The following is a 23,673-nucleotide window of genomic DNA, read 5'->3' on the forward strand; positions in this document are numbered from 1 at the left end:
AACCTGCATTCGCTTTTCACTGCTACCGGGGCTAGGCGTTTGGTATAAATATTCACGTATTGTGGTTTACCGTAAAATTCATGATAAAGAAGGAATTATCTTTGAAAAATGTTGATAACTGAAATACTGCTTGTAAGTGTTTTTTTGGGGATTAAATTGTATGTTTGGGGAAAAAATACAATCTGACGGTTGTTAGGCTTAGCCACTCATTTCTGGGGGTGATAGGTCTGATTTTATCAGACTTATAAAATAGTTGGCTGTCATTCTAAAAGACCCTGTAAAAATCAAACTAACATCATTAAAGCCATAATAATAAAGAAATCAAAAATGGACTTAAAAAAAATACACGAATGGGCAGATAAAGGAATGCATAAAGAAATAATAAGTGAAATTGAGAAAATACCAAAGGATGAATTAAGTTTTGACTTAAATAATCAGTTAGCAAGAGCATATAATAACATTTCAGAATATGACAAATCCATTAAAATATTATTATCTCAAATTTATGATGGAAAAGGAGATGCATATTGGAATTATGTCATCGGTTACGCTTTTTATCATAAAAACGATAAAGCGCAAGCTTTGAGGCACTTTGAAAAAAGCTTTGAATTTGGTAGAAACGACACAAAATATTGGTTAGACCGATGTAATTTAGAATTAAACGGTACTGACAATTGTGAAATAAGTACATTAGCTGAGATTTATAAAGACTTCGGATTTAATATATCTTGTATTTCTAAAAACACAAACGAATTTAACTCAAATTCTAGGAATTTTTTTAAAACACCAAGTCATAAATGGAACCACTTATTTAATAGTGAGCAGAAACCCTCTGAATTCGATAATTATGATTGGGCTAATGCTGTTGGCATAGGTACATTTACTAACTGGAAAAATTTAGTTGTATTAGATATTGACGGATGTTCAGATATTAACTTTATAAAGAAGGTTTTAAACAATCTTGGACTGCCAGAAAACTATGAATGGGTTATTGAGTCAGGCAGTAAAAATGGGTTTCATATTTATTACAGAGGACAATACATTGAAGAATGTGATGATGGTGATGTGGTATCAACCTTCCCTCCAAAACAAGAATTTGAAAAATATGTTGACAAAATTGAATTTTTATGGAGAACTCATTCTGTTCTGCCTCCATCTGTTCACGGGGCAGGTAACAAGTACACTTTTGTAAATGTTAATTTTCCAAAAAAGAAACCCGTTTTTATTGATGATAAAATTATCTACAATTTTATAAACACATTTTTAGATTTTGAAGAAATTGTAGGTCGAGGCGAATATGGTGGCATTATTAAAACATTTTCTTCAAAAGCAGATTTTATAAATGAAATAAATGAGAACGCGGATTTAACTAAACATTTCCTTGATGAAGTCTATTTAATAATTGATATCGAAACTTCAGGTTTGCCAGTAAAGTTACAGTCAGAAACTAAATATCCTGAAATAATTCAAATTTCTTGGGTTCTTACAAATAAGAAAGGTGTAATTCTGAAAAAAAACACATTCATTATTGATACACCATTTATAAGGACTAACAATACCTCAGAGTTTTTAAATATAGATTTTGATGTAGCAAATAAAGTCAAATTCGCACTAACTCACGCACTAAAAAAACTTGCCGAAGACATCAAAATATGTGATTATGTGGTTGCACACAATATTGAATTTGATATAGAAATTTTAGGACATTATTATATCAAAACCTATGGAGTAAACCCTTTTAGTAATAAGAAAATGATTTGCACAATGAAAGCGACTGTTAATTTTTGTAAAATACCTAATAACTATGGATATAAATATCCAAAATTATCAGAATTATATTTTAAACTATTTGGATATCAAGTCAAAAACTCACACAATGCAGAGATTGATGTTTTACATACTTTAAAGTGTTTCAAAAAACTAAAAACTTTAGGTGAAATTTAAAATAGTGAATCATTTAGAAAAAATAAATCTCGGATTTAATTCGAATAATAAAAAAATTGTTATTGACAATTTAAACTCATTTTTTGTACATAACCGTAATACAATTTTATTTCAAAAACATCCTCTAGGATTTAAATATTTAAAACTTGGAAATATATCAAATTTTATAGAATTTAGATTGCATTTTTGGATAAATACGAATGAAAAGCACGATGTTGATTTACAAATTCACGATCATTCTTTTGACTTTGAATCTTTTGTTGTCAGTGGGTCAATTATAAACAATAAATATGAAATTATAAGTTCTGGCACTTCAAAGGGCTATGTGTATGATGTTAAATTCAGAAACGAAAAATCTAAACTTATTTTAAATACTGACAACTGCTATATTCAGCATACTGAATCAGTTAAGATTAATTGTGGCGAGTTTTACAGTATGATTAGTAGTGAATTTCACGAATCTATAAATGATGAAAATTTAACAATTACATTGTTAAAAATAACTAAATCATACGATAAAACCGCTAGAGTATTTTCACCAAAAAAACTTTCTTCTTTATCAAGTTTTGAAAGAACAACTTTAACTATTGAAGAAAACTTAAAATTAATTGACAAAATCATTGAACTTACAAAATTTAAAAATTAGTTATGGAAACATTTATTGCGTTTTTTGATGTTTTAGGCTTTAAAGAAATCATCAACAATAATGATTTAACTGAAATGAAACGACTTTTTGGACATCTATTAAGAGATACTCAAACAGCTTTAAGTGGAGAAAAATTTGTACAGCTAGACAATAGCACAATTGTTCCTGATTTAGCTAATCAAAAGGTAAACTGCTTACACATTTCTGATAGCGTTGTCTTTTGGACTAACGGACAAACCGAAGATGATTTCAAAGATTTGGTTGCTGTTTGTCATTCATTCTATTGGCGTAGTTTACAAACAACTTTTCCTTTACGTGGTTGCTTGACGTATGGTGAAATTGATTTTAATCCAAATACTATAAAAACAATTGGTGGAATGAATTTCTATAACTATTCTTTAATTGGAAAAGGATTAGTAGATTCGTACATAAAAGCTGATTCAATTGAATATGCTGGCTGTTTATTAGACAAACTTGCGATTAATAAAGTTAGTGACAAACTAATTAATGATTTAATCTACGAACAAAAAATCTGTATGTATAAAGTTCCTTTCAAAACTGGCGAAAATTACGAACACGTATTTAGACCGATAAAAGGTAATCATAATGATGTATCTTTTAGAAATACAGCTAATGGTATTAAGAGTCTTTTTAGTTATGCATCAAAAACAGACATTGATAAAATGCCTGAAAGTGTAAAAACAAAATTGAATAATACCATAGACTTTGTAAACTACTTTAGAAAGACAGACAAAGACTTAAAGAACCCGAATAAATAAACAAAGAACCGCCAACACACGTATCCGTTGTTCCCCCCATAAAAATTTAGGAATTAAAAATCAAACTTAAAAACGATCTCGTTTAAGCTCCCGCAAACTGAATAAAACAAGAAACTACAATCAGTAAAATGGTCGTATTTCAACCCTGCTAGAGTTTTGAACTCTAGCAGGGTTCTAAAAAAAAATAGTAATAAAAACTTCCCCAAGGCTGGCGCAAACGCCACACTCGTGTACAAAAAAAAAACATATAACAATAGTAACGGGTACGATCGTGACGCTCGCACTAGCAAAAGGGGATGTGTTGCATATTTAAACACACAACTTCCCTTACCAATAACAAGTTATTCACTTATATTTGATTGAAATAAATGTTAGTTTTTTCATTGACTGACGTTGGCAGAAATATTTGACAGAAATCGGAAAAAATCATATCTTTGAATAAAACAACACCAAAATGACTTTTACTGACAAAAATATTATAGAAAATTATTTCGAATTATTCGAGAGCTTAAACTCAATGAGCAAACTTGAACTAATTGAGAAGTTGACGAAATCATTAAAAGCGGAAACTAAAAGTAAAGAAAACAACTTTTACAAATCTTTTGGTGCGTTTTCGAGTGAAAAAACATCTGACGAAATAAATGCCGAGATAAAATCAAGTAGAAAATTTAGAAATAAAGAAATTAAATTCTAATGAAGTATTTACTTGATACGAATATCTGCATTCATTTTTTACGTGGAAAATTTGAAGTAGATAAAATACTTAAATCAAAAGGTCTTGAAAACTGTTACATTTCTGAAATAACAGTATTAGAATTAAGATTCGGTGCAGAAAATAGTGCTGACAAAACTAAATCACATAAAGCGGTTGATCTTTTTTTAAAAGGTATTGTAATAATTCCAATCTTCGGTTCAATCAAAAAATACGCTGAAGAAAAGGTTCGTTTGAACAAACTTGGGAAACCTCAAAATGACGAATTCGACTTATTAATTGGTGTAACAGCAATTGAAAATAAATTAATTTTAGTAACTGAAAACACCAAAGATTTTGAAAGGTTGAAGGATATTAAAATTGAAAATTGGATTGTGCGTAATTAGTACTTTTGCATATACACCTAACCGTTGCCTAACCCCATTAAAAAATTCTAAAATCAAACCTAAAAACAAGCTCGTTTAAGCTCCCGAAGCTTCGGGATAAACGAGGTTTAGTTTTGTTTTCGGACAGCCTCCTCCTATCAAGAAAAAACTATTTCACACCCCGCAAACTGAATAAAACAAGAAACTACAATCAGTAAAATGGTCGTATTTCAACCCTGCTAGAGTTCAAAACTCTAGCAGGGTTCTAAAAAAAAGCAATAATAAAAACTCACCCAAGGCTGGCGCGAACGTCACGCTAATGCACAAAAAGAAAAAACATATAACCCGTACGTAACAATTGGAACGGGTACATTCGTGACGCTCGCACTAGCAAAAGGGGGATGTTTTACCTATTTAAATAAAAACTTTTCTTACTATCAATAAAATTATTTACTTAAATTTGATTGAAATAAATGTTAGTTTTTTCATAGAATGACGTTGGTAGAAATAGTCCCACAGAATAGAAAAAAACACTTTTTTTCATAAAAAAATCAAATCTATATTCTTACTCAAAACAAGTTTGTATCTTTGTATAGAAACAAAAATGCTTGAATGGATAAATTTAAAGTAATATTTTTAACAGAAGCGAGAGAATTTCTTCTTGATTTAGATGAAAAAAGTCGTCTAAAAATTATTTTTAATATCGATAAAGCAAAAATTAAAAACGATAATGAACTCCTTAAAAAGTTGAAAGGAGAAATTTGGGAATTTAGAACTTTATATAATAAAACCTATTTCAGAATTTTTGCTTTTTGGGACAAAACAGAGAAAACAGAAAGTTTAGTTTTAGCAACTCACGGCATTATTAAAAAGACAGGAAAAACTCCTGAAAAAGAAATTGAAAAAGCAGAAAACATAAGATTAAGATATTTTGAACTTAAAAATAAGAGAAATGAAAAGTAAAGAAAATGAATTAGAAATGTTCTCTTTTGACGAAATAAAAGACGAATTTATTGGAGAAACCGGAACAGTAAAAAGAACGCTTTACGAACAAGAACTTCAAATGGAAGTATTAGGCGACTTAATAAAAAAAGTTCGTCTTGAAAGAAATATGACTCAAGAAGAACTTGGTAAATTAATCGGTGTTCAAAGAGCACAAATTTCAAAACTTGAAAATAATACAACTAACGTAACTGTTGAAACAATTCTAAGAGTTTTTAGCGCATTAAAAGCCAAAGTAAATTTTAATGTGGAAATTTTGAATAGTAACGTAAAAGTAGCTGGATAAAACTACTTCTACCAACACACCTAGCGGTTACCCAATCCCATTAAAAAAATCTAAAAGTAAGCATAAAAACAACCTCGTTTAAGCTCTCATAACTTCGGGATAAATGAGGTTTATTTTTGTTTTCGAACAGCCTCCTCCTATCAAGAAAAAACTATTTCACACCCCGCAAACTGAATAAAACAAGAAACTACAATCAGTAAAATGGTCGTATTTCAACCCTGCTAGAGTTTAAAACTCTAGCAGGGTTCTAAAAAAATAGTAATAAAAACTCCCCCAAGGCTGGCGCGAACACCACACTCGTGCACATAAAGAAAAAACATATAACCAGGTATGTAACAATTGGAACGGGTACGAGCGTGACGCTCGCACTAGCAAAACGGGATGTGTTGCATATTTAAACACACAACTCCCCTTACCAATAATAAGTTATTCACTTAATATTTGATTGAAATAAACGTTAGTTTTTTCATTGACTGACGTTGGTAGTCCAACGCACTCGCAACAAAAAAATCCCGTTTTGGGAACTTTTTTTATTATCTTTGAAAAAAATTAATCCATTTGAGAGTAGTAGCAAAAAAAATATTACGAGATTTTTGGGAAAAACATGGTGATTGTGAACAACAATTAAAATCATGGTTTCAAGAAGCAAGTACAGCTGAATGGAAAAACCCAAATGAAATAAAATTAGATTATCCTAGTGCTAGTATTTTAAATGATAATAGAATAGTTTTCAATATTAAAGGAAATAATTATAGATTAATTGTTAGGGTAACTTATGAATATCAAATGATTTGGATTCGATTTATTGGAACGCATGCAGAATATGACAAGATAAATGCAAATGAAATTTAAATATTATGGAAATTAAACCTATAAAAACAGAAAACGACTACAATCAAGCTTTACAAAGACTTGAAGTAATCTTTGACGCAAAAAATGGCTCTCCTGAAGGAGACGAACTTGAGGTGCTCGGTATTTTAATTGACAAATATGAAAATGAAAATTTCCCTATCAGTTTACCAGATCCCATTGAAGCAATTAAATTTAGAATGGCGCAAATGGGCTACAATCAAAATGATTTAGCAAATATTGTAGGTTTAAAAAGTCGTGCAAGTGAAATTTTAAATCGAAAAAGAAAGCTTTCTTTAGAAATGATTAGAAAATTACACGAAAAGCTTCATATACCTACTGACGTTTTAATTCAGACGTATTAAAGGTACGACTACCAACACACATAGTCGTTGCACAACTCCTATAAAAAGTTAAGGTTCAAAAATCAAACCTAAAAACAACCTCGTTTAAGCTCCAGAAACTTCGGGATAAACGAGGTTTATTTTTGTTTTAGGACAGCCTCATTCTTTCAAGAAAAAACTATTTCACACCCTTATTTTTTAATAAACTTCCCGTTGTACGTATTGTTATTTGAAACCACTTTTACCAGATAATTGCCTTTAGCCAGGTTTTGAACTGGAATACTGATGCTTTCTGAATTTGCTTTCCCATAATGGGTTTGCACCAAACTTCCCAGCATATTGTAAATTTTGATGCTAAGATTCCCTGAAGGCAGTGGTTTTTCAAAAGAAACAGTTAGTTCCTCAGTCGCTGGATTGGGGGAAATCATAAGAGTCATTTTTTCGTTCAAAAATTCATTCACACTAAGCGGTTGTCCTGTATCCTCAATGGCGTTTACGCCTGCGGTCCAGGCTGTGCCTCCACGTTCATAAGCTCCAATATCGGGTGCGTTGCCTTTGAACGGATTTGCAAAACCTGCTATAATCCGTCCGCTATCAATGAGAGCTGTTCCTGATTTGGGCATAAAGTTTAAATTAGCTGCGTCTTCAAAAGGAGACGTTGCGATAATACTATTGTTTTGTATATCAAACCCAGTTCCTCTGAACCAATCCCCAGTAGAGGCAAAATTATTGTAAATGCGATTGTCTTTTTGTTCCCTACCATTAACCCAAGAATCCATCGCGCCGCCAGCATTCCAAATCGTATTGTTAAAAAAATCAATATTCCAATTGGCCCAATTCACCTGAAATCCCGACCATGAAACATTCCAAATTACATTGTGATGCACCAAATAGCCTTTGCTGTCATTGTCTAAATATATTCCGGCAGCCTTTGCTGAAGAATAAGTTGGAGAAGCCGAATCATGAAACCAATTGTGATGTATGACACTTCCTTTTAATTCGGTATTCCCAACGGTGTAAAACACCCCCGAATCACTGTTGATCAATTCGGCATGGGAAACATCATTATAAGACGTTTCACAATTCAGTCCATTTACATACAGCCCATCACGACCCGCATTCCAAACAGTATTTTTCCAGATTTTGACATTATTTGCCGTGGCTCTCACAGGAGTGGCGTGAATCCCAACATAATCAATATTACTAATATAATTTCCTTCGATAATAGTGTTATGTGCCCCTGAATAGTTTTGAATAATGATTCCGTTGACAGCACTATGATCGATGGTACATCCCTTTACCAAGGTATTCCCTCCCAAAACTTCGATAGCGGCTTCCCCTACACTGGCTCCGGTATTATTCAAATTATCATGTCCTTCACTGCCATGAATGACTTTACTATTCAGAAATTCATTATTAGCACCACTAATTTTGATGCTTCCGCCAAAGAAATCCAGACCTTCTACTCTAATATATTGTCCTGTTAATTGAGCAGCATATTTTCGGGTAGCGATTTCGACAGTGCCTGAAGCGGGCATACTTCCGTCAGGAGTTTGAAAATAAAGGGTATTTGTATTGCTGTCAAAATACCATTCTCTGGCATAATCTAAGGCTTCTAATTTATTAAAAAGGTACAATTGTCCTCTATTGTTTCCTGGCAAGTCTCGCCAAACAGTAGGATTGTGCGGATTGAAAGGCCATTTTGTAATATCAACTCCTGTATGATTGATTTGAGTTGTGGTATTACTCGTGATGGTACGAGTCCAACTCGTTCCTGAATGGGCACCGAGATAATACACTAATGCTCCTGTCCAGTCGATATTTGGAATAGCACTCACGGTAAATGAAGAACCATCACCGCCAGTAACGGGAATAGTGTTTAAGGTCCAGCGATTGTTATCTGTATTGTTAGGCCAACGGGCTAAATCCATAATTTCAGTGTTGTAATAGACCGTACGATACCTGCTTTCAATTGCGGTGCTAACAGTAGCTTTATAAATCGAACCGCTATGCAACTGCCAACCATCCACTTTTTTTGTAGCACGAATAGCAACTTTCTCTCCATCAGCAGCCTTAAAAATGAGAGGGTTTCCTGCAGTTCCACTTTTATTTATTAGCAATTCCTCTTCGTACACTCCTCCTCTAATAATACAGGTTTTACCCGCCGACATCATCGAAACGGCTTTGCTAAAAGTTTTATAAGGACTGTTAATTGTACCCGTATTGGAATCATTTCCTGTAGTGGAAACGTAAATAGTCTGCGCCACGAGAAAAGTGGGCAACAGAAAAACTAAGGATAAAAAAAAGAGTAATGGTTTATTCATTTTATAAGGTTTTTGGTTTATAACAAAATTACATACTCCAATTTCCAAACGGTATCACAAAAATCACAACTACTATCACATATGGTTAATACTGCAAGGGAATACTCCTATTTGCCCCTATAAAAACTGAACAAATCCTTTTTAAATACTTAATAATGAATAAAGTGTGATTTCAACCTATATTACACATTGGAACACAGACCTACCGACAGGCATACTTAAACAAACACAGATTACACAGATTACACAGATTTACACAGATTCTTTTAATCGTTTTTATAGCATAAATCTGCCTAATCTGCGAGAAAAAAATCATCCTTATGTAAAGAAATCTTAATCAATAGTCCTGATGGTAGCGGCATCCTTGTGGCGGCGGGCGTTATGCCGCCACAAGATATAGCGGACAGCAGGTGGATGCGTCATTCAATCCTATAGTTGCTTACTCCAAAAAAAAAGAAACCCACTTTGAGGCATTCAAAATGGGTTTCTGCTGTGTTTTATTTCTTGCTTAGACTAGAATATTTTCCAGTTTTAGCGGAAGAGAAGTGTCTTTTAATTTTTTTTTATCGATAAGTTTACAGTCTTTGAGAGCCTTTGTACCCATGACATAGGCCTTGGCATTATTGACCGCATTTACAGACAATAAGTGTTCGTCCTGAAAGTACCAAACCGAAAAGCTATTCGGGTTTTCTTCATTGCGGATTACAATTTGGTTATAGCCTTGTGACAAGCCCACCATTTGCAATTTGACATCGTATTGATCCGACCAAAACCAAGGAATGCTGTCGTAAACGGTTTGTTTGCCACAAATGGCTGCCGCTGCCACTTTGGACTGATCCACCGCATTTTGAACCGATTCTAGTCGGATGTATCGGTTGTAATGTGGGTTAAAATGATAGGTACAATCGCCTATAGCATAAACATTAGCCTGACTGGTTTGAGAGGTTTCATCGACTACAATACCGTTTTCTATCTTCAGTTGGGCTTTCTCGGCCAATTCTTTATTGACAAAAATCCCTACTCCCACTATAATCATATCTGCAACATAGCGAGAACCATCGGCACAAATAACCGAATTGCTCTCACCGTTATTTTCGATTGCCGTTACATTTTTGTTCGTCAAAACTTCAACCCCATGACTATGGTGCAAATCATGAAAAAAAGTGGACATTTCAGGTGCAGTAACCCGAGCCAGAATACGTGTTTCTCGTTCTAAAACCACGACATCAGCCCCCAACTTTTTAAGAGAAGCAGCCGTTTCAAGTCCGATATAACCGCCACCGATAACGACAACTCTTTTTTGCGTTTGGTTTTGCATAAAATGGCGAATATCCGTAACATTTTGAGCCGTACGCAATGGAAAAACATTCGTAGCGGTATCTAATCCCGGAATGGCAGGAATGATAGGACGAGCACCCGTAGCAAGAACCAATTTGTCATAGGCTTGTGTACTACCATCGGCCAAAGTGATGGTTTGATTTTCAGGATTTATGGCACTTACCCAAACGCCAAGACAAAGGCGAATATTCTCCTTTTCATAACTTTCTACAGACTTGAGTAGGTTTTTATCGATTCCGTCATCACTAGTCAAATAGGCTTTAGACAAAGGCGGTTTGTGGTACGGCATCACAGGGTCGGCATCAAAAAGGATGATTTGCCCTTCCCAACCTTCGCGACGCAAAGCCGTAGCACAGTTGACTCCCGCATGACTGGCGCCAATAATTACACAAACGCTATCAATAGGTTCTTTTGCTATCATACTCTACTATTTAGCCACTTGCAATACCAATCCATCCAGTGCTTCAGAGATTTCAAGCTGGCAACACAAACGACTGAATTCGGTTGCATTATCTGCCAATTCTAACATATCTGTCTCGATTTCGCTGGCTTCACCCGTTTTAGAAAGATGCTCTGGCAACACATGCACATGGCAAGTAGCACAAGAACACACACCACCACAATCGCCATCAATTCCTTTGACACCGTTATCAAAGGCTAAATTCATCACAGATCCCGAAGTTGCTTCTAAAGTGATGCTTTCGTTATCGCTCGTTATAAAAGTTATTTTTGCCATTTCTATTTCTTTTTTAGTTAAACTTTAGTTGTAAACTGTGGAAACCTACTTTACGTTTGAATTCCCCTAACTCTTCTATATTTTCTTCCGCACTAAGTATTTGCATGCTTTGTACTTTTTCGGTCAAAACCTCTACTAAAACTTTCATAATCGTACGGGCATGGGTGGCGCCTAAACAATTATGGGTTCCAAATCCAAAACTCAAATGTGGATTCATTTTGCGGTCTAATACAACTTCATTAGGATTTTCGAAAACATTCGCATCTCTATTGGCTGAAGCCCAACACAAACCTGCACGAGTATCCGCCTTGATGGCGTGTTCACAAACAGCGGTATCCGTTGTGACCACTCTTCCCATTTGGGTTAAAGGAGCAAAATAACGAATTAGTTCTTCAATAGCGCGGTTTCTAATTTCAGGTTCAACACGCAATCGGTCTAACGATTGGGGATGCTCAGCAAAATAAGCAATGGAGTTGGATACTGCATTAATAACCGTATCGCGTCCGCCCGCAAAAGTCAAAATCATCACTCCTTTTACCTCTTCTTTGGTTAACTTTTTGCCGTCAACCTCAGCATTTAATAGTACAGAATACAGGTCTTCGCCTGGATTTGCTATCGCTTTGTCAATTTGGGCATCGATATAATCGTATAAAATAGCAGCTTTGTCTCCATCTAAAGCTTCGCCTTCGGAGCGAAAAACATGTGTTCCCCATGAAATCCATAAATCAGACTCTTCGTAAGGGATGTTTAACAATAAAGTCAACGCTCTTGATTGTAATTTTAAAGAAAACTCACTAATCACCTCAACCGAATCTTTTGCCAATACCTCATCCACCAAAGCACTGATTTGCGCTTTTAATTGGGCTTGGTATTCTTCTCCCAGAGGTCTTTTGAACCAAGCATCTAGCAAGTCTCTATAGTCTTTATGTTGCGGAGGATCCACTTCAAAAGGAATTTGACGTGTCGTTCTAATATTTACTTCAGACGGAATCACAATACGACCAGGAACCGACCCTGATTGAAAGGTTTTCCAATCATGCGCTGCTTTACGTACGTCCTTATGGCGCAACAACATGGTCACGGGATCATTTTGATCGTCCATTTCGCCAAAACCTTTGGTGATTCTCGCTTCTTCAAACGGGTCGTTAAATTCACTTTTTTTCATATCAAAAAATGTTTAATTGCTAGTACTATGCAAAGATTGTTATAAAAGTGAAGATTTGACTATTGTTTTTTATCACATAAATAAACTATTCTGTAGATATAAATCTTATTTTTGTTTTTTAATGATGATATAGATACTAATTTCCATTGAATTTAGTAGCAACACAGATTAGAGAAATTTGAGAAATATTAATTCCTTTCAGGATTAAAAATCAAGAATAGAGAATGAAAAACACTTAAATGAACTTATTTTTTACTTAGGTGATAATTTTAAAAAAAACTTATATGACTTATATGTTTAAAAAATAAGGAACACGGATTTGAGAAATTTGAGAAATTAAAAAAAATCTTTTTTTCTTGAAAAATCAGTAATAGAGAATGAGAAAACTTAAATGAACTTATTTTTTACTTAGGTGATAATTAAAAAAGCTTAAATGACTTATATGTTTAAAAACAAAGAAACGTAAAATACCGTTTATTTATCAATGCAAATAACTTAATATGAAACCTATTCTTGAAGCCATTCATTTAGGGGAACAAAAAACGATTACTGTTTTTAATTATATCAAAGACAATTTTGATGCGCCTTGGCATTTTCATCCGCAACATGAATTGACTTTTATTGAATCCAGTTTTGGAACTAAGTTTATTGGGGATTATGTTGGTCCTTATGAGCCAGGTGAATTGGTTTTGGTACGATCCAACCTACCCCATTGTTGGAAAAACCAAGAACAAGAAGGCGTTCCCTCTCGCTCCATTGTGATTCAGTGGAACAAAGGTGTATTTGCAAAAGTTCCTGAACTCGAAGCATTATTTGAAATGCTTACCACTGCCTCCAAAGGAATTATTTTTGATACTGAAGAAATAAAACCCATCCTTCCTTCGATTCAAAACTTGTTAAATTTAGCTAGTGACGAACTCTATATTCATTTTTTGCATGTACTCGTTCGCTTATCAAAATGCCACTATAAAACCCTATCCGAATCAAGTTTTGTGGATGATATTCCATACGAACACAACAATCGCATTACCAAAGTACATGATTTTATTGAAAAAAACTTTAATCGAAAAGTCTATCTGAAAGAGGTCGCTGATTTAGTCAATATGTCGGAACAGTCTTTTTCTCGCTTTTTTAATAAAATGATGGGACGTTCTTTTTTTACTTTCCTAAATGAATACCGGATTAATATGGCCAGCCGTATGTTGTTGTATTCGGATAAATCGGTTTCTCAAATAGGCTATGATTGTGGGTTTGAATCGCCTCCTTTTTTCTTCAAAAAGTTTAATGAAATCTATCAAATCTCCCCTACCCGATATCGAAAGAAGCATCTTAAATAAACCTCTAGGGACTTTTGACCCATAAATTTGGTTGGCAGACTTAAAGTCTGCATATGAAAATATTATAATTAGCCACGGATTTGAAGAAAGTGGTTTTTGGACTTTAACGATAATATTGCTAACTTAGTAAAGCAATTAGAATATCTAATTTAGAAAAGCCACGAATTCACGAATTAAGAAATTTAATTCGTGAATTCGTGGCTTTTATTTATTCAACTCAAAAAAAGAAGTTAGATAGATCTAAAAAAGATTAGCACAGATTAATTCTTTTAATCTTTTTAACTTGCCTGTCGGCAGACAGGCCTATGCTCCAATCCGTAATCTAGTTTTAACTATTTTTGGAATCAATAAAAAAGCTGATTCCTAACCGAATCAGCTTTAGTGTTATAATTGATTAAAGAACAGCAAACTATCTTTGATGTGTTCTTGCCAGTACGGCCATTCGTGTGCGCCTTCAAATTCTTGGTATTGATGTTTTATATTCGCATCTGTTAAACCGCTATGCAACTCCCGATTGTATTCGATGAGTAAATCCTCTTTCCCGCAATCAAAACGCAAGGGTGGCAATTGCCCTTTATTTTTTATAATCAAACTTAAAACGTCCTCGTTAATTGGGTCGAATTGATTGTAATTACTTTCGTCTTCTTCTACAAACAAATGCATTTGATTTTTATTGGTAATCGAAGAATGCCCTGAAATACCTTGGTAACGCTCTGGGAATTTGGCTCCCAAACGCAAAGCACCATAACCGCCCATCGAAAGTCCCGAGATAAACAATTTGGATTTTTCACTGGTACAGTTGATGTTTTCTCTCACCGCATCAATCACATCTTCGACAATCCATTTTTCATAATGAGCATTGTTGTGTGGCAAATAAGCAGAGCCGTCTCCCCATAATCCATCCGATGGCATTGCAATTACCATCGGTTTGATCAAGCCTTGTTGCATCATTTCCAAAGCTGTAAAATGTACTCCTGCTTTGTGTGCCCAAATCCAAGCACTTCCATACACTCCATGCAAAAGCGTTACAATAGGCACATCTTGTGCTTCTGGAAAAGGCGGTACGAATACGCAAATATCCCCGCGTCCGTTCAAATTAGGCGTCTTCACGGTTATGAATCTAAGGTTGTTACTCTCAAATTCTGGGTTGGATATTTCGGTTGTTCTAAATTTTGATGCCATGTTTATATTATTTTACCTCTAATACTGTATTCGTTTCCTTTAAATTTGATGCTGTAGTAGTGAGACTCACCTTCCCTTTTTGAGTGGATTGAACAAAAATAACCGCTTGTCCGTTCAAGAACTTCCTTTGAGGTTTCGATAAGTTTTGCATGTTGACAGGATCTCCATTACCAGCTGCCAAAAACGTTCCCGCTCCACTGACTTCAATACTCATATTTTCATTAAAATGCGGACATAAATTTCCGTCTTTATCTACTACCGAAACGACATAAACTCCTACTTCACCGTTTTGAATGGTTTTGATTTCAGGTTCAATGCTAATATGATGCGGTGCGCCAGCAGTCACTCGCTTGGTTTCCGCTACTTTTTTGTTGTTTTTATCGTAGGCTACAATTTTAGCTTCGCCTGGCTCATAAACCACCTCATCCCAAACAATAGCGTAGGCTTTGAATAACTCCCAATTTCCACCACCTGAAGCCTCTCGGGCAATATTATTTCCTTCGAAACTTAATTTAGATAAAGGTTGTTTGGTTTTCACCCCATAGCTTTTTCCGTTGACAAACAATTCTGCTTTCTCGTATGAAGTATAGCATACAACAGGAAATGATTTTACTTCGGCTTTGTTCCAAGTCCAATGTGGGAAAAAGTGAAGTACGTTTTTATCTTTCCTCCATTGAGATTGATACAAGTAGAATTTATCTTTTTCTAAACCTACAAAATCAACTGGTGCAAAATATGAACTACGGGATTTGGCATCATGATACGGTGAAGGCTCTCCTAAATAATCATAGCCCGTCCACACAAATTCGCCATAAACAGAAGTATTTTTCTCTTGAGCAGCAAATTCTTTGTACGCAGGGTAACCCCAAGGTACATTTGTAGTTTCATAATTATCAGGATGTCCGTCAGGATATACAATGGTATGAGCAGAATCACCTCTTTTACCATGAATAGTATCAAAAACAACTGGAAATTTATAACTGTTACGCACACTTACCGCACCACCTGTTTCACTGGCATAAAATTTCAAATTTGGATTTTGTTTGCGAATAGCACCATAAACACCCGGTTTATAATTAAAACCAGCCACATCTACCGTAGTTGCCATTCCGCTATCAATGGCATTTTTAGCCGAGTTGAATCCTGCGGTTGTAGCTCTTGTTGTATCTAATGATTTTACAATTCCGTTTAAGTAGGCTGTAATTTTATTGGGGTCGTACTTGTATTGTTCCATGATTTCGTTCCCAATACTCCACATTATTATAGAAGGGTGATTTCTATCACGTAATATCATATCGGTCAAATCGGTTTTGGCCCATTTGTCAAAATGAATTCCGTAACCATTGATTACTTTTCCTATTTGCCATTCGTCAAAAGCTTCATCAATTGCCAAAATCCCCATTTCGTCACACACATCCAAAGCCTCTGGCGCGGGTGGATTATGCGAAAACCGAATCGCATTCACTCCCATATCTTTCATTTTAGTCATTTGTCTCACAAACAACTCTCTGTGAAAAGCCGCTCCTACAGGTCCTAAATCGTGGTGCATGTTCACACCTTTGAAACGTATTTTTTTATCATTCAAATAAAAACCATCTACTTCATAACGAAGCGAACGAATTCCGAAGTTGGTTTCGTATTCGTCAATTTGTTGCTTTCCTTTGTAAAGTGTTGTTTTCAATTTGTATAAAATTGGCGTTTCAAGACTCCATAAATTTGGCTTAGCCAGTTCGAAGTTTTCCGAAAATTTGGTATTTGCATCAATTACAATCTCCTTATTTTTGGACGCTACTACTTTTCCTTTGGCATCAATAATTTCATTTTTCAGCGTATAATTTCCTGTTCCTTCTAGTTCCAAATCCAGTTTTACAATCGCTCTTTTTTTAGAAATTTCAGGAGTGGTGACAAATGTTCCCCAAGTTTTGATATGAGTGGGATTCGTTTTAATTAACGAAACTTTGCGATACAAACCAGCCCCAGGGTACCAACGCGATTGGCTGTTGTAATTTTCTAATCGAACGGCAAGGGTGTTCGTTCCTTCTTTCAAATAAGGGGTGATATCAAAATAAAAAGAGATGTACCCAAAAGGTCTTTCCCCTACATACTGCCCGTTGACATAGACTCTGGCATTACTCATAGCACCGTCAAACAATACTTGTACTTTGCCTTTTAAATCTGCCTTTTCAATCTGGTATTGGGTACGGTACCATCCCACACCTACATAAGGCAAAGCTCCACTTCGCCCCGCCCTGTATTTGGGTTTGGACTCTCCATCTTGAATCACCATGGTAAGTTGCAAATCGTTAGCAAAATCAAAATCTCCTTTAACAGCCCAATCATGAGGAACCGTAACTTTCTCCCAATCACTGTCATCAAAATTTTCCTGAAAAGATGCACCCGAATCATAATTGGTAAACTTCCATTGTTTCAGCAGTTCAACCTTTCTATTTTGAGCGAGGGTCAGGCTAATGACACCCATTAGGAATAAAGCGGATATTATTTTTTTCATGTTTTTATACTATTTTATAAGGGTCAAGGTTTAGTTTTTTGCTTCAACCAGTTTATACGTTCGGATGTAATCAATCAATGCGGTTCGGTCTTCCTTAGTTGCACTCGTTAGCTTACTTCCTTCTTTAGGAATGGGATTCCAATCGTAACTTTCGATAGAAAAATGTAAAAATAATTCTTGATCAAAATCAACAGGTGGTTTTAGCGTGTACACATATTTGCCATCAAGGTAAAACAACAATTCGGTCGGGCTTTTCCACCAACAACCATAAGTATGAAATTCATCCGAATTTTTAGTTTCAGGATACATCATCGTTTGGCTTCTGACTGCTTTGTTGCATGGTGTTTCTCTATGAATGGTATTAGAATGCATTATTTTATCCCATTTTTTGCCCCATTCTTCAGCCAATGGCGAAACGACTCCTATGGATTCGGTGATATCAATTTCGTGTTTTTTACCGCAATTGTTTTTTGACATTAACCAAAAACCACCACCCATTTCGGTTTTACTCATTTTGAATCGGGATTCAAAATAATTCCCGTACGATATCGACTGACTAGCGCGAATAATCCCGCCATAATATTCATAAGTAGCGGGTTGGGCGTATTTATTACTGACAAATGGACTGTCTAATTTCCCTACTTCGATGTTCATAAAACCGTTAGCAACCGTCACAGACGATGCTTTAAAAAGTGCTGGCGGCCTTCCAATCCACCCAAAATCAGGATGTCCTTCAGGCTCAGCTATCCACTTTTTTGTGTCTAATAATTTCCCGTCAAATTCATCCGAAAGATGATTTATTTTTACCCACTTTTTTCCTGCAGGCGCTTCAATTTGTGCCCATGAGGGTGTTGAAATTAGGATACCAAAGAATAACGCAAAACAGATTTTATGTATCATTTTTATAACTTATTAGTGTACCAATTATTCGAAAACAATCACTCCCTTGGCATTTTTACCTGACAACATATCATCCAATGCTTGTTGTAAATTTTCTAGCGGATAGGCATTCGTAATCATCTCGTCTAATTTGATTTCTCCTTTTCGATAGTGTTCGATAATTATTGGGAAATCTTTTTGCGGATTGCATTTTCCGTACAACGGATTGATGTATTTTTTATCCCATTCGAATAAAGCCATATCAATCAAAACCTCTTGTTCGATACCGCTTACTTGAACGGCAGTACCCGCATTTCGAACCATAGCCAACGGTGCTGCTCCCAAAGCCGGAATTGCAGTACACTCAAAAGCGTAATCAGCACCACGACCGTCTGTCATTTCTTTAACTTTTTGAGCTGCTTTTAGCAGACCTTTATCGTCTTTATCAGCCAAAATCGTATGAGTAGCACCAAACTCCACTGCCATATCCAAACGCTGTTGGTTAATGTCAATCGCAATAATTTTGGAAGCTTTAGACACTTTAATTCCTTGGATTACATTCAGTCCTACACCACCAGTTCCTAGAACGACTGCTGAAGAACCAGACTCCACTTTGGCTGTATTCACCGCAGAACCAAATCCTGTCATTACGCCACAACTCACAATACTGGCCGCAGGAAAACTCATATTTTGAATAGGATTTTTAACTACTGCCGATTCTTTTACCAAAGTATATTCTGCAAGTGTTCCAATATTAAACGAACGGATTATAGGAGTTCCGTTCCAAGTGGTTCCTTCCAAGTGCGCATGTCCGGGGGTGTACCCATTTCCACCTGCCACTACAGGGGAGTTATTTTCACAAATATGTTCGTTTTCATGTTCGCATTGAAAGCATTTTCCGCAAGGGGTAGCCCAATTTAAAATCACAGCATCACCTACTTGTACGCTTTTGACATTAGAACCAATAGCGGTTACAATTCCAGCTCCCTCATGTCCCATAACAATGGGTTTACCCCAATTTAAAGAGTCGTGGTCTGTGTGACACAAACCTGCCGCTTTGATGGCTACTAAAACCTCATCTTCCTTTGGGTTTTCTACTGTGATGGTTTCTATTGAAAATGTTCCGTCTCCTTTAGCGATTGCTGCTTTACATTTTAGACTCATATTTTGTACGTGATGATTAATTGTTATAAATGATAAAATTACAAACTAAGCACAGCGTAAATAGTGTCTATTACATCAAAAAAATAAACTATTACATCAATATTTTATAACAAAACCAATAAAAACAACAATATTGAATACAATCACCACTCGTCCTTTACTTTTTTCAATTAAAGTAGGAGCCAAAGTTAAGTTTAAACAGAATTTAACTTTGTCTCCCCTCACACCTCCGTATGTATTTACATACATGGCCGTTTCCCTAAAGTGGATTACAAAATAACTTCTGGTAGTTCAGCGTCATGCTATATAAACCTTGTTCTAAAAACCACTTATTATTCATCCCTATAGTACTAGGCTGCTATATAAACTCCACCATTCTTTTCCGCTAAATGCCACTCGCCAACACAAAGCCTTTTCTACTTTCAGCTTTATGTAAAATTTTACTATTCTAAAAAAACTTCCCTGCTTTAAGGATTAAGCCCTTCGCTCCATATGCATTACAAATACATCTTCACTACTATGGCTCTGGTTGACTTCTGGAATAACACTTTACTTCAACTATTCGCTCGTCTTAGGTTATATTACAAATCTCACGGTAAACTCATATTTCCTTCACTATAATTGTCATAATTTTCCAGCTCTGTTTACGTCCAACTAATTGGATTTTACTGTCTAATACCCGCTAACCCACTGTCTAATACTTATATTATGTTTCTGTTTAAATCACAGTTTTGTCACAAGCTTCCTTCAGATTCTTCCTCACGAAAATCCCCTTTGCTATTAATTAACGATTTCCATTGGCAGGCTCGTTCGCAATTACCCCCTATAGGTATAGGGTATGCGTAGCAAACATAAAAAGGACCAAATTTTAAACTCAAATTTGGTCCATCTTTTATTTCTTGGAAAAAAGTAAGATTACTTGTGGATGCACCTCTTTATAGATGGTAATTTAATTTTAACAAATAATTTACCCAGATGCATTGTTATTAGTAATTTGATAGCTAAATGTCACATAAAACTTCATGTCTAGCGATACACTACACAAGAGGTTTTTCCTAAATTCCTTTTAATTAATTCCCTTTTTTAAGGCGTTCAAGTTGTTTTTTACTCAATCCTTGTCTAAAATATTCTTCAGGAGTATGTTGGACGCGATGTTCCTTCATTTCGGGATCATGAAGGTCTTGACTTAGGTCGCAATCAAAACGTACCAACATCGAATTGAATTTATCATAGCCAGAAACATTGATAAAATGAGCCAATCCCCAAGTGATTCCTCGACCATCTTTGGTATCTGTAAATGCATCAGCGATAAAAGGAGCGGCTGCATACGGCATCAATTCCGTAATGGATGCAATTTCAAAATTAACGCCGTCTTTGGCATACTGAATTGTATTGTGTTCGTTTCCGTCTTTATAAACTAAAGCAGCGATTCCTGTTTTAAAAGGAAAAAGAGAGGTTTCGTGTCCCGATGTAATTACAGGGTTCAATTTATTTTTTGTAAAAGGGCCCAAAGGATTATCGGCTGTTGCTAGTCCTTGCATTCGAACTAGATTTGGTTTTTCATCAAAATCGGATTTGTAATACAAATAAATTTTGCCGTTGTAAACCAATGGATAGGGGTCGTGGATGGAAAATTGATCCCATTCACCCTTGGCACCATTTGGGATAACTATTTTATTGTAAGGCTTCCAAGGGCCGTCAGGAGAATCAGCATAAGAAACTAGAACTGGACAATCGTCACCACGAGTTCCACTTGCTTCCATAAAGCCTTGATAATACATATAATATTTTCCTTTCCATTCTAAAATATCAGCTGTGGTAACGGATCTCCAGCCCAATTGTGGTTTTGGAGGACGCGGAATAGCGACACCTTGTTCGTCCCATGTAAAACCGTCTTTGCTGGTGGCATACCATATTTCTGCTAAATCCCAGTCGGCAGAGGGAATCGTATCATTACTTTTTTGAGCACCTTGTGGTGGTGTAGGCGTATGGCGATAGGTGTACCACACATAGTATTTGCCATTAGCAAAAATAATTTTAGATGGGTCACGACGTGAAATTGTTCCATCATGATTGTGATAATCAAAACCTTTTAGTTTGGTGTACTTAAATTGTGAAAAGAGTTCATTATCTTCAGGTCTGGGTGCAGCATATTTTGTATAAATACGTTCCATGGCAGCGCTCATTTCACGTTTGGGTTTCTCTTTTGGTAAAATAAATGGAAAGCCTCCTTGTTTTTGAGATTGAGAATTTACATTATGATTGCTTGCCATTAAGAGCATACCTCCTAAAGCAATCTTTGTAATTATTTTTTTCATTGTAAAAGTATTATTTATTATTTTTTGTAACCATTTGATACAGGAACGAGATCCCATACGCTATTCTTAGTAGCGGGTATAAATTTTAGTTTTTCAAGAGCTACTTCAATTCCTACTTGATTGTCTTTTTTAACTAATCTAGTTTTTCTTTCGTTCCCTCCTGGCGCTATTTGAAAAGCCTGTTTGTTTTCACCATCCAATTCGTGTAAATAAAAATGTGGCTTTAAGGATTTATTCAAATATGCATTTTTTTGTTCTATAAAAACGGGTTTCAAATTAGGGTTAGTCAACTCTCCCAAGGTGTAGCCTTTTTCTATTTCAAGGTATTGTTTTGTTTTTAGGTTTAAAAAAGTATAGGAGTAAGGATATTTAAAACTAATTTTCCATAAATCACTTTGATCGTTTTTTGTATTTGAGGTCAAAATAACTTTTGAATCGTTTTTTTGTGCTACGAGATACTCACCACTATATTTATTTTTTATTTGATAAACCAATTCTGTATTAAGTAACGATTTAGGTTTTTCATCGACTAGTTTTTTCTGGATTTTAGCAGTTGCAAAACCTTCAATTAGATTGGTATTATCTCCTTTAAGCATAGTATAGGAAAGAATCCCTACTTCTGGATTATCTAAACCTTTGTTGTTTCGAATAGTTAGCTGTTCAATAGGTAATGGAAAAGGAAGTTCATCTCCTGTTCTTTGATAATTAAAATCAAAGGTTTTATCATTTGGATTACTCGCGCTAGCCTGAGATAAATCATTGTTTTCAAACTTCAAATTAGTAGGTCCGTTAGACCAAAAAATCCAGAAATATTTTCCTTTAAAAATATTATTCACAATTGAAATATCATAGCTAGGCTGCCCTTCTCTATCAATAAAAAAACACCTTGAAGGACTGATAAACTCAAATGTATTATTCGCAACATAAATAGCATTCGAATATTCTTCAATATGAATCATATCCACATCTTTTCGATATCCTAAAAAATGATTATTGGTAATCCTAGCGTTTTTGCATTTTGAAAAAGCGACACCTTGACCGTCAAAAAAACAGCTATCAATCACCATCCCTTTTTGGTCCCAGATTTCAGCATATTCATCATTCCCTGCATCGGCAGATATGCCACGTACATTATAATTCACTTTATCTTTATTAGGTACAAACGTGCATTTTTTAAAAACGGCTTTGGCAGAAGTACTAATAGGATCTTTTCTATTGGTATTAAAACCGCCATTAGAATAATTTAAAAAAGAGACTTGCTCGAAAGTCACCTCTGCTCCATTTTCTGCATACACCTGTGAGCCTCCCCCATCATAAACCACATTTTTGATATGATTATTTACATAAAAACCCAGATTCTTTCCAGTACCATAGCTAGGATGCGCAAAACGAGTAAACACATAAGCGGAACTTCCATCGGATTGCAGTCTTAGGTTTTCAAGCCCCATATCATCCGTTGTGATTCGGACTGCTTTTAAATTTTTAAAAGTGGTCACTACCTCATAAGCGCCAATGGTATGTGGCTGTTTTACTTTTGGGGCTATACCACATAAAACAATCCCTTTGTCAATTGTAAATGATTTCCCTTCGAAATCATATGTTTTACTTTTAAAATAGATAACATCTCCTTTAGTCGCATGATGAATCGCTTCAGTAATATTCTTTACTAAAATGTTCCCTGAGGCAGCACCATATTGAGCATCAAAATCAATGGTGTTACTGGCCTTATGTTGAATAGAAAACAATAAGGAAAAAATTAGAAAAAAACGGAATTTCAAAAAAAGCTGTTTCATG

At 35.2% G+C, this 23,673-nt stretch carries 20 protein-coding genes; 10 read left to right on the forward strand and 10 right to left on the reverse strand.

Features of this window, described 5'->3' with window-relative positions:
* Positions 1 to 327 precede the first annotated feature (327 nt).
* The 9 genes from K5R64_RS11790 to K5R64_RS11830 all read left to right on the forward strand — a co-directional run bounded on the left by K5R64_RS11790 (position 328) and on the right by K5R64_RS11830 (position 6,948).
* Entirely contained in the window at positions 328 to 1,944 is a 1,617-nt protein-coding gene (locus K5R64_RS11790; RefSeq protein WP_220763663.1) for a bifunctional DNA primase/polymerase, read from the forward strand.
* 4 nt (positions 1,945 to 1,948) lie between these two features.
* A complete protein-coding gene (locus tag K5R64_RS11795) occupies positions 1,949 to 2,590 on the forward strand; it encodes a hypothetical protein (protein ID WP_220763665.1) in 642 nt (213 codons plus the stop codon).
* 2 nt (positions 2,591 to 2,592) lie between these two features.
* Positions 2,593 to 3,369 (forward strand): hypothetical protein, encoded by a 777-nt coding sequence (locus tag K5R64_RS11800; protein ID WP_220763667.1) that lies wholly within the window; start codon positions 2,593 to 2,595, stop codon positions 3,367 to 3,369.
* A gap of 517 nt (positions 3,370 to 3,886) precedes the next feature.
* Positions 3,887 to 4,063, forward strand: a complete 177-nt coding sequence (locus tag K5R64_RS11805) for a hypothetical protein (RefSeq protein ID WP_255580362.1) — start codon at positions 3,887 to 3,889, stop codon at positions 4,061 to 4,063.
* Positions 4,063 to 4,467 carry a type II toxin-antitoxin system VapC family toxin gene (locus K5R64_RS11810; RefSeq protein ID WP_220763670.1) on the forward strand — a complete coding sequence of 135 codons (405 nt, stop codon included), beginning with the start codon at positions 4,063 to 4,065 and terminating at the stop codon, positions 4,465 to 4,467. The genes K5R64_RS11805 and K5R64_RS11810 overlap by 1 nt, the downstream gene beginning before the upstream one ends.
* 591 nt (positions 4,468 to 5,058) lie before the next feature.
* Positions 5,059 to 5,409 (forward strand): type II toxin-antitoxin system RelE/ParE family toxin, encoded by a 351-nt coding sequence (locus K5R64_RS11815; RefSeq protein WP_220763672.1) that lies wholly within the window; start codon positions 5,059 to 5,061, stop codon positions 5,407 to 5,409.
* Positions 5,399 to 5,734 (forward strand): helix-turn-helix domain-containing protein, encoded by a 336-nt coding sequence (locus K5R64_RS11820; protein ID WP_220763674.1) that lies wholly within the window; start codon positions 5,399 to 5,401, stop codon positions 5,732 to 5,734. Before K5R64_RS11815 ends, K5R64_RS11820 begins: the two co-directional genes overlap by 11 nt.
* Before the next feature lie 558 nt (positions 5,735 to 6,292).
* Positions 6,293 to 6,586 carry a type II toxin-antitoxin system HigB family toxin gene (locus K5R64_RS11825; protein WP_220763676.1) on the forward strand — a complete coding sequence of 98 codons (294 nt, stop codon included), beginning with the start codon at positions 6,293 to 6,295 and terminating at the stop codon, positions 6,584 to 6,586.
* 5 nt (positions 6,587 to 6,591) lie between these two features.
* Complete coding sequence (locus K5R64_RS11830) at positions 6,592 to 6,948, forward strand: type II toxin-antitoxin system HigA family antitoxin (RefSeq protein ID WP_220763678.1); 357 nt, start codon at positions 6,592 to 6,594, stop codon at positions 6,946 to 6,948.
* A 170-nt stretch (positions 6,949 to 7,118) separates the two neighbouring features.
* On the opposite strand, the gene K5R64_RS11835 is transcribed toward K5R64_RS11830, so the two are convergent.
* The 4 genes from K5R64_RS11835 to K5R64_RS11850 form a co-directional block, all read right to left on the reverse strand.
* Positions 7,119 to 9,251, reverse strand: a complete 2,133-nt coding sequence (locus tag K5R64_RS11835; RefSeq protein WP_220763680.1) for a T9SS type A sorting domain-containing protein — start codon at positions 9,249 to 9,251, stop codon at positions 7,119 to 7,121.
* Positions 9,252 to 9,759: 508 nt separating this feature from the next.
* Positions 9,760 to 11,010 (reverse strand): NAD(P)/FAD-dependent oxidoreductase, encoded by a 1,251-nt coding sequence (locus tag K5R64_RS11840; RefSeq protein WP_220763682.1) that lies wholly within the window; start codon positions 11,008 to 11,010, stop codon positions 9,760 to 9,762.
* Between the two features lie 6 nt (positions 11,011 to 11,016).
* Positions 11,017 to 11,325 (reverse strand): 2Fe-2S iron-sulfur cluster-binding protein, encoded by a 309-nt coding sequence (locus K5R64_RS11845; RefSeq protein ID WP_220763684.1) that lies wholly within the window; start codon positions 11,323 to 11,325, stop codon positions 11,017 to 11,019.
* Positions 11,326 to 11,338: 13 nt separating this feature from the next.
* On the reverse strand, positions 11,339 to 12,490 hold the full coding sequence (locus K5R64_RS11850; RefSeq protein ID WP_220763685.1) for a cytochrome P450: 1,152 nt from the start codon (positions 12,488 to 12,490) through the stop codon (positions 11,339 to 11,341).
* 500 nt (positions 12,491 to 12,990) lie between these two features.
* On the opposite strand from K5R64_RS11850, the gene K5R64_RS11855 reads away from it, so the two are divergent.
* Positions 12,991 to 13,827: an AraC family transcriptional regulator gene (locus tag K5R64_RS11855; RefSeq protein WP_220763686.1), complete on the forward strand. Its 837-nt coding sequence runs from the start codon at positions 12,991 to 12,993 to the stop codon at positions 13,825 to 13,827.
* Between the two features lie 384 nt (positions 13,828 to 14,211).
* Here the strand turns inward: K5R64_RS11855 and K5R64_RS11860 are convergent, their stop codons facing one another.
* The 6 genes from K5R64_RS11860 to K5R64_RS11885 all read right to left on the reverse strand — a co-directional run bounded on the left by K5R64_RS11860 (position 14,212) and on the right by K5R64_RS11885 (position 23,672).
* Complete coding sequence (locus tag K5R64_RS11860; protein WP_220763687.1) at positions 14,212 to 15,009, reverse strand: alpha/beta hydrolase family protein; 798 nt, start codon at positions 15,007 to 15,009, stop codon at positions 14,212 to 14,214.
* 7 nt (positions 15,010 to 15,016) lie between these two features.
* Positions 15,017 to 17,518 carry a glycoside hydrolase family 2 TIM barrel-domain containing protein gene (locus K5R64_RS11865; RefSeq protein WP_220763688.1) on the reverse strand — a complete coding sequence of 834 codons (2,502 nt, stop codon included), beginning with the start codon at positions 17,516 to 17,518 and terminating at the stop codon, positions 15,017 to 15,019.
* A 30-nt stretch (positions 17,519 to 17,548) separates the two neighbouring features.
* On the reverse strand, positions 17,549 to 18,418 hold the full coding sequence (locus K5R64_RS11870) for a family 16 glycosylhydrolase (RefSeq protein ID WP_220763689.1): 870 nt from the start codon (positions 18,416 to 18,418) through the stop codon (positions 17,549 to 17,551).
* Positions 18,419 to 18,442: 24 nt separating this feature from the next.
* Positions 18,443 to 19,561 carry a Zn-dependent alcohol dehydrogenase gene (locus K5R64_RS11875; RefSeq protein ID WP_220763690.1) on the reverse strand — a complete coding sequence of 373 codons (1,119 nt, stop codon included), beginning with the start codon at positions 19,559 to 19,561 and terminating at the stop codon, positions 18,443 to 18,445.
* A 1,070-nt stretch (positions 19,562 to 20,631) separates the two neighbouring features.
* Complete coding sequence (locus K5R64_RS11880; RefSeq protein WP_374758133.1) at positions 20,632 to 21,843, reverse strand: glycoside hydrolase family 117 protein; 1,212 nt, start codon at positions 21,841 to 21,843, stop codon at positions 20,632 to 20,634.
* A gap of 53 nt (positions 21,844 to 21,896) precedes the next feature.
* Positions 21,897 to 23,672, reverse strand: a complete 1,776-nt coding sequence (locus tag K5R64_RS11885; RefSeq protein WP_220763692.1) for a hypothetical protein — start codon at positions 23,670 to 23,672, stop codon at positions 21,897 to 21,899.
* Position 23,673 lies beyond the last annotated feature (1 nt).

This window comes from Flavobacterium sp. UMI-01, from assembly GCF_019656315.1.
Taxonomy (GTDB): domain Bacteria; phylum Bacteroidota; class Bacteroidia; order Flavobacteriales; family Flavobacteriaceae; genus Flavobacterium.

Coding starts and splice junctions, on each gene's coding strand:
- K5R64_RS11880 (WP_374758133.1), bottom strand. CDS start 21,843: ATGCTCTTAATGGCAAGCAATCATAATGTAAATTCTCAATCTCAAAAA.
- K5R64_RS11815 (WP_220763672.1), top strand. CDS start 5,059: ATGGATAAATTTAAAGTAATATTTTTAACAGAAGCGAGAGAATTTCTT.
- K5R64_RS11790 (WP_220763663.1), top strand. CDS start 328: ATGGACTTAAAAAAAATACACGAATGGGCAGATAAAGGAATGCATAAA.
- K5R64_RS11875 (WP_220763690.1), bottom strand. CDS start 19,561: ATGAGTCTAAAATGTAAAGCAGCAATCGCTAAAGGAGACGGAACATTT.
- K5R64_RS11830 (WP_220763678.1), top strand. CDS start 6,592: ATGGAAATTAAACCTATAAAAACAGAAAACGACTACAATCAAGCTTTA.
- K5R64_RS11865 (WP_220763688.1), bottom strand. CDS start 17,518: ATGAAAAAAATAATATCCGCTTTATTCCTAATGGGTGTCATTAGCCTG.
- K5R64_RS11850 (WP_220763685.1), bottom strand. CDS start 12,490: ATGAAAAAAAGTGAATTTAACGACCCGTTTGAAGAAGCGAGAATCACC.
- K5R64_RS11870 (WP_220763689.1), bottom strand. CDS start 18,418: ATGATACATAAAATCTGTTTTGCGTTATTCTTTGGTATCCTAATTTCA.
- K5R64_RS11805 (WP_255580362.1), top strand. CDS start 3,887: ATGAGCAAACTTGAACTAATTGAGAAGTTGACGAAATCATTAAAAGCG.
- K5R64_RS11885 (WP_220763692.1), bottom strand. CDS start 23,672: ATGAAACAGCTTTTTTTGAAATTCCGTTTTTTTCTAATTTTTTCCTTA.
- K5R64_RS11860 (WP_220763687.1), bottom strand. CDS start 15,009: ATGGCATCAAAATTTAGAACAACCGAAATATCCAACCCAGAATTTGAG.
- K5R64_RS11800 (WP_220763667.1), top strand. CDS start 2,593: ATGGAAACATTTATTGCGTTTTTTGATGTTTTAGGCTTTAAAGAAATC.
- K5R64_RS11810 (WP_220763670.1), top strand. CDS start 4,063: ATGAAGTATTTACTTGATACGAATATCTGCATTCATTTTTTACGTGGA.
- K5R64_RS11855 (WP_220763686.1), top strand. CDS start 12,991: ATGAAACCTATTCTTGAAGCCATTCATTTAGGGGAACAAAAAACGATT.
- K5R64_RS11820 (WP_220763674.1), top strand. CDS start 5,399: ATGAAAAGTAAAGAAAATGAATTAGAAATGTTCTCTTTTGACGAAATA.
- K5R64_RS11835 (WP_220763680.1), bottom strand. CDS start 9,251: ATGAATAAACCATTACTCTTTTTTTTATCCTTAGTTTTTCTGTTGCCC.
- K5R64_RS11840 (WP_220763682.1), bottom strand. CDS start 11,010: ATGATAGCAAAAGAACCTATTGATAGCGTTTGTGTAATTATTGGCGCC.
- K5R64_RS11845 (WP_220763684.1), bottom strand. CDS start 11,325: ATGGCAAAAATAACTTTTATAACGAGCGATAACGAAAGCATCACTTTA.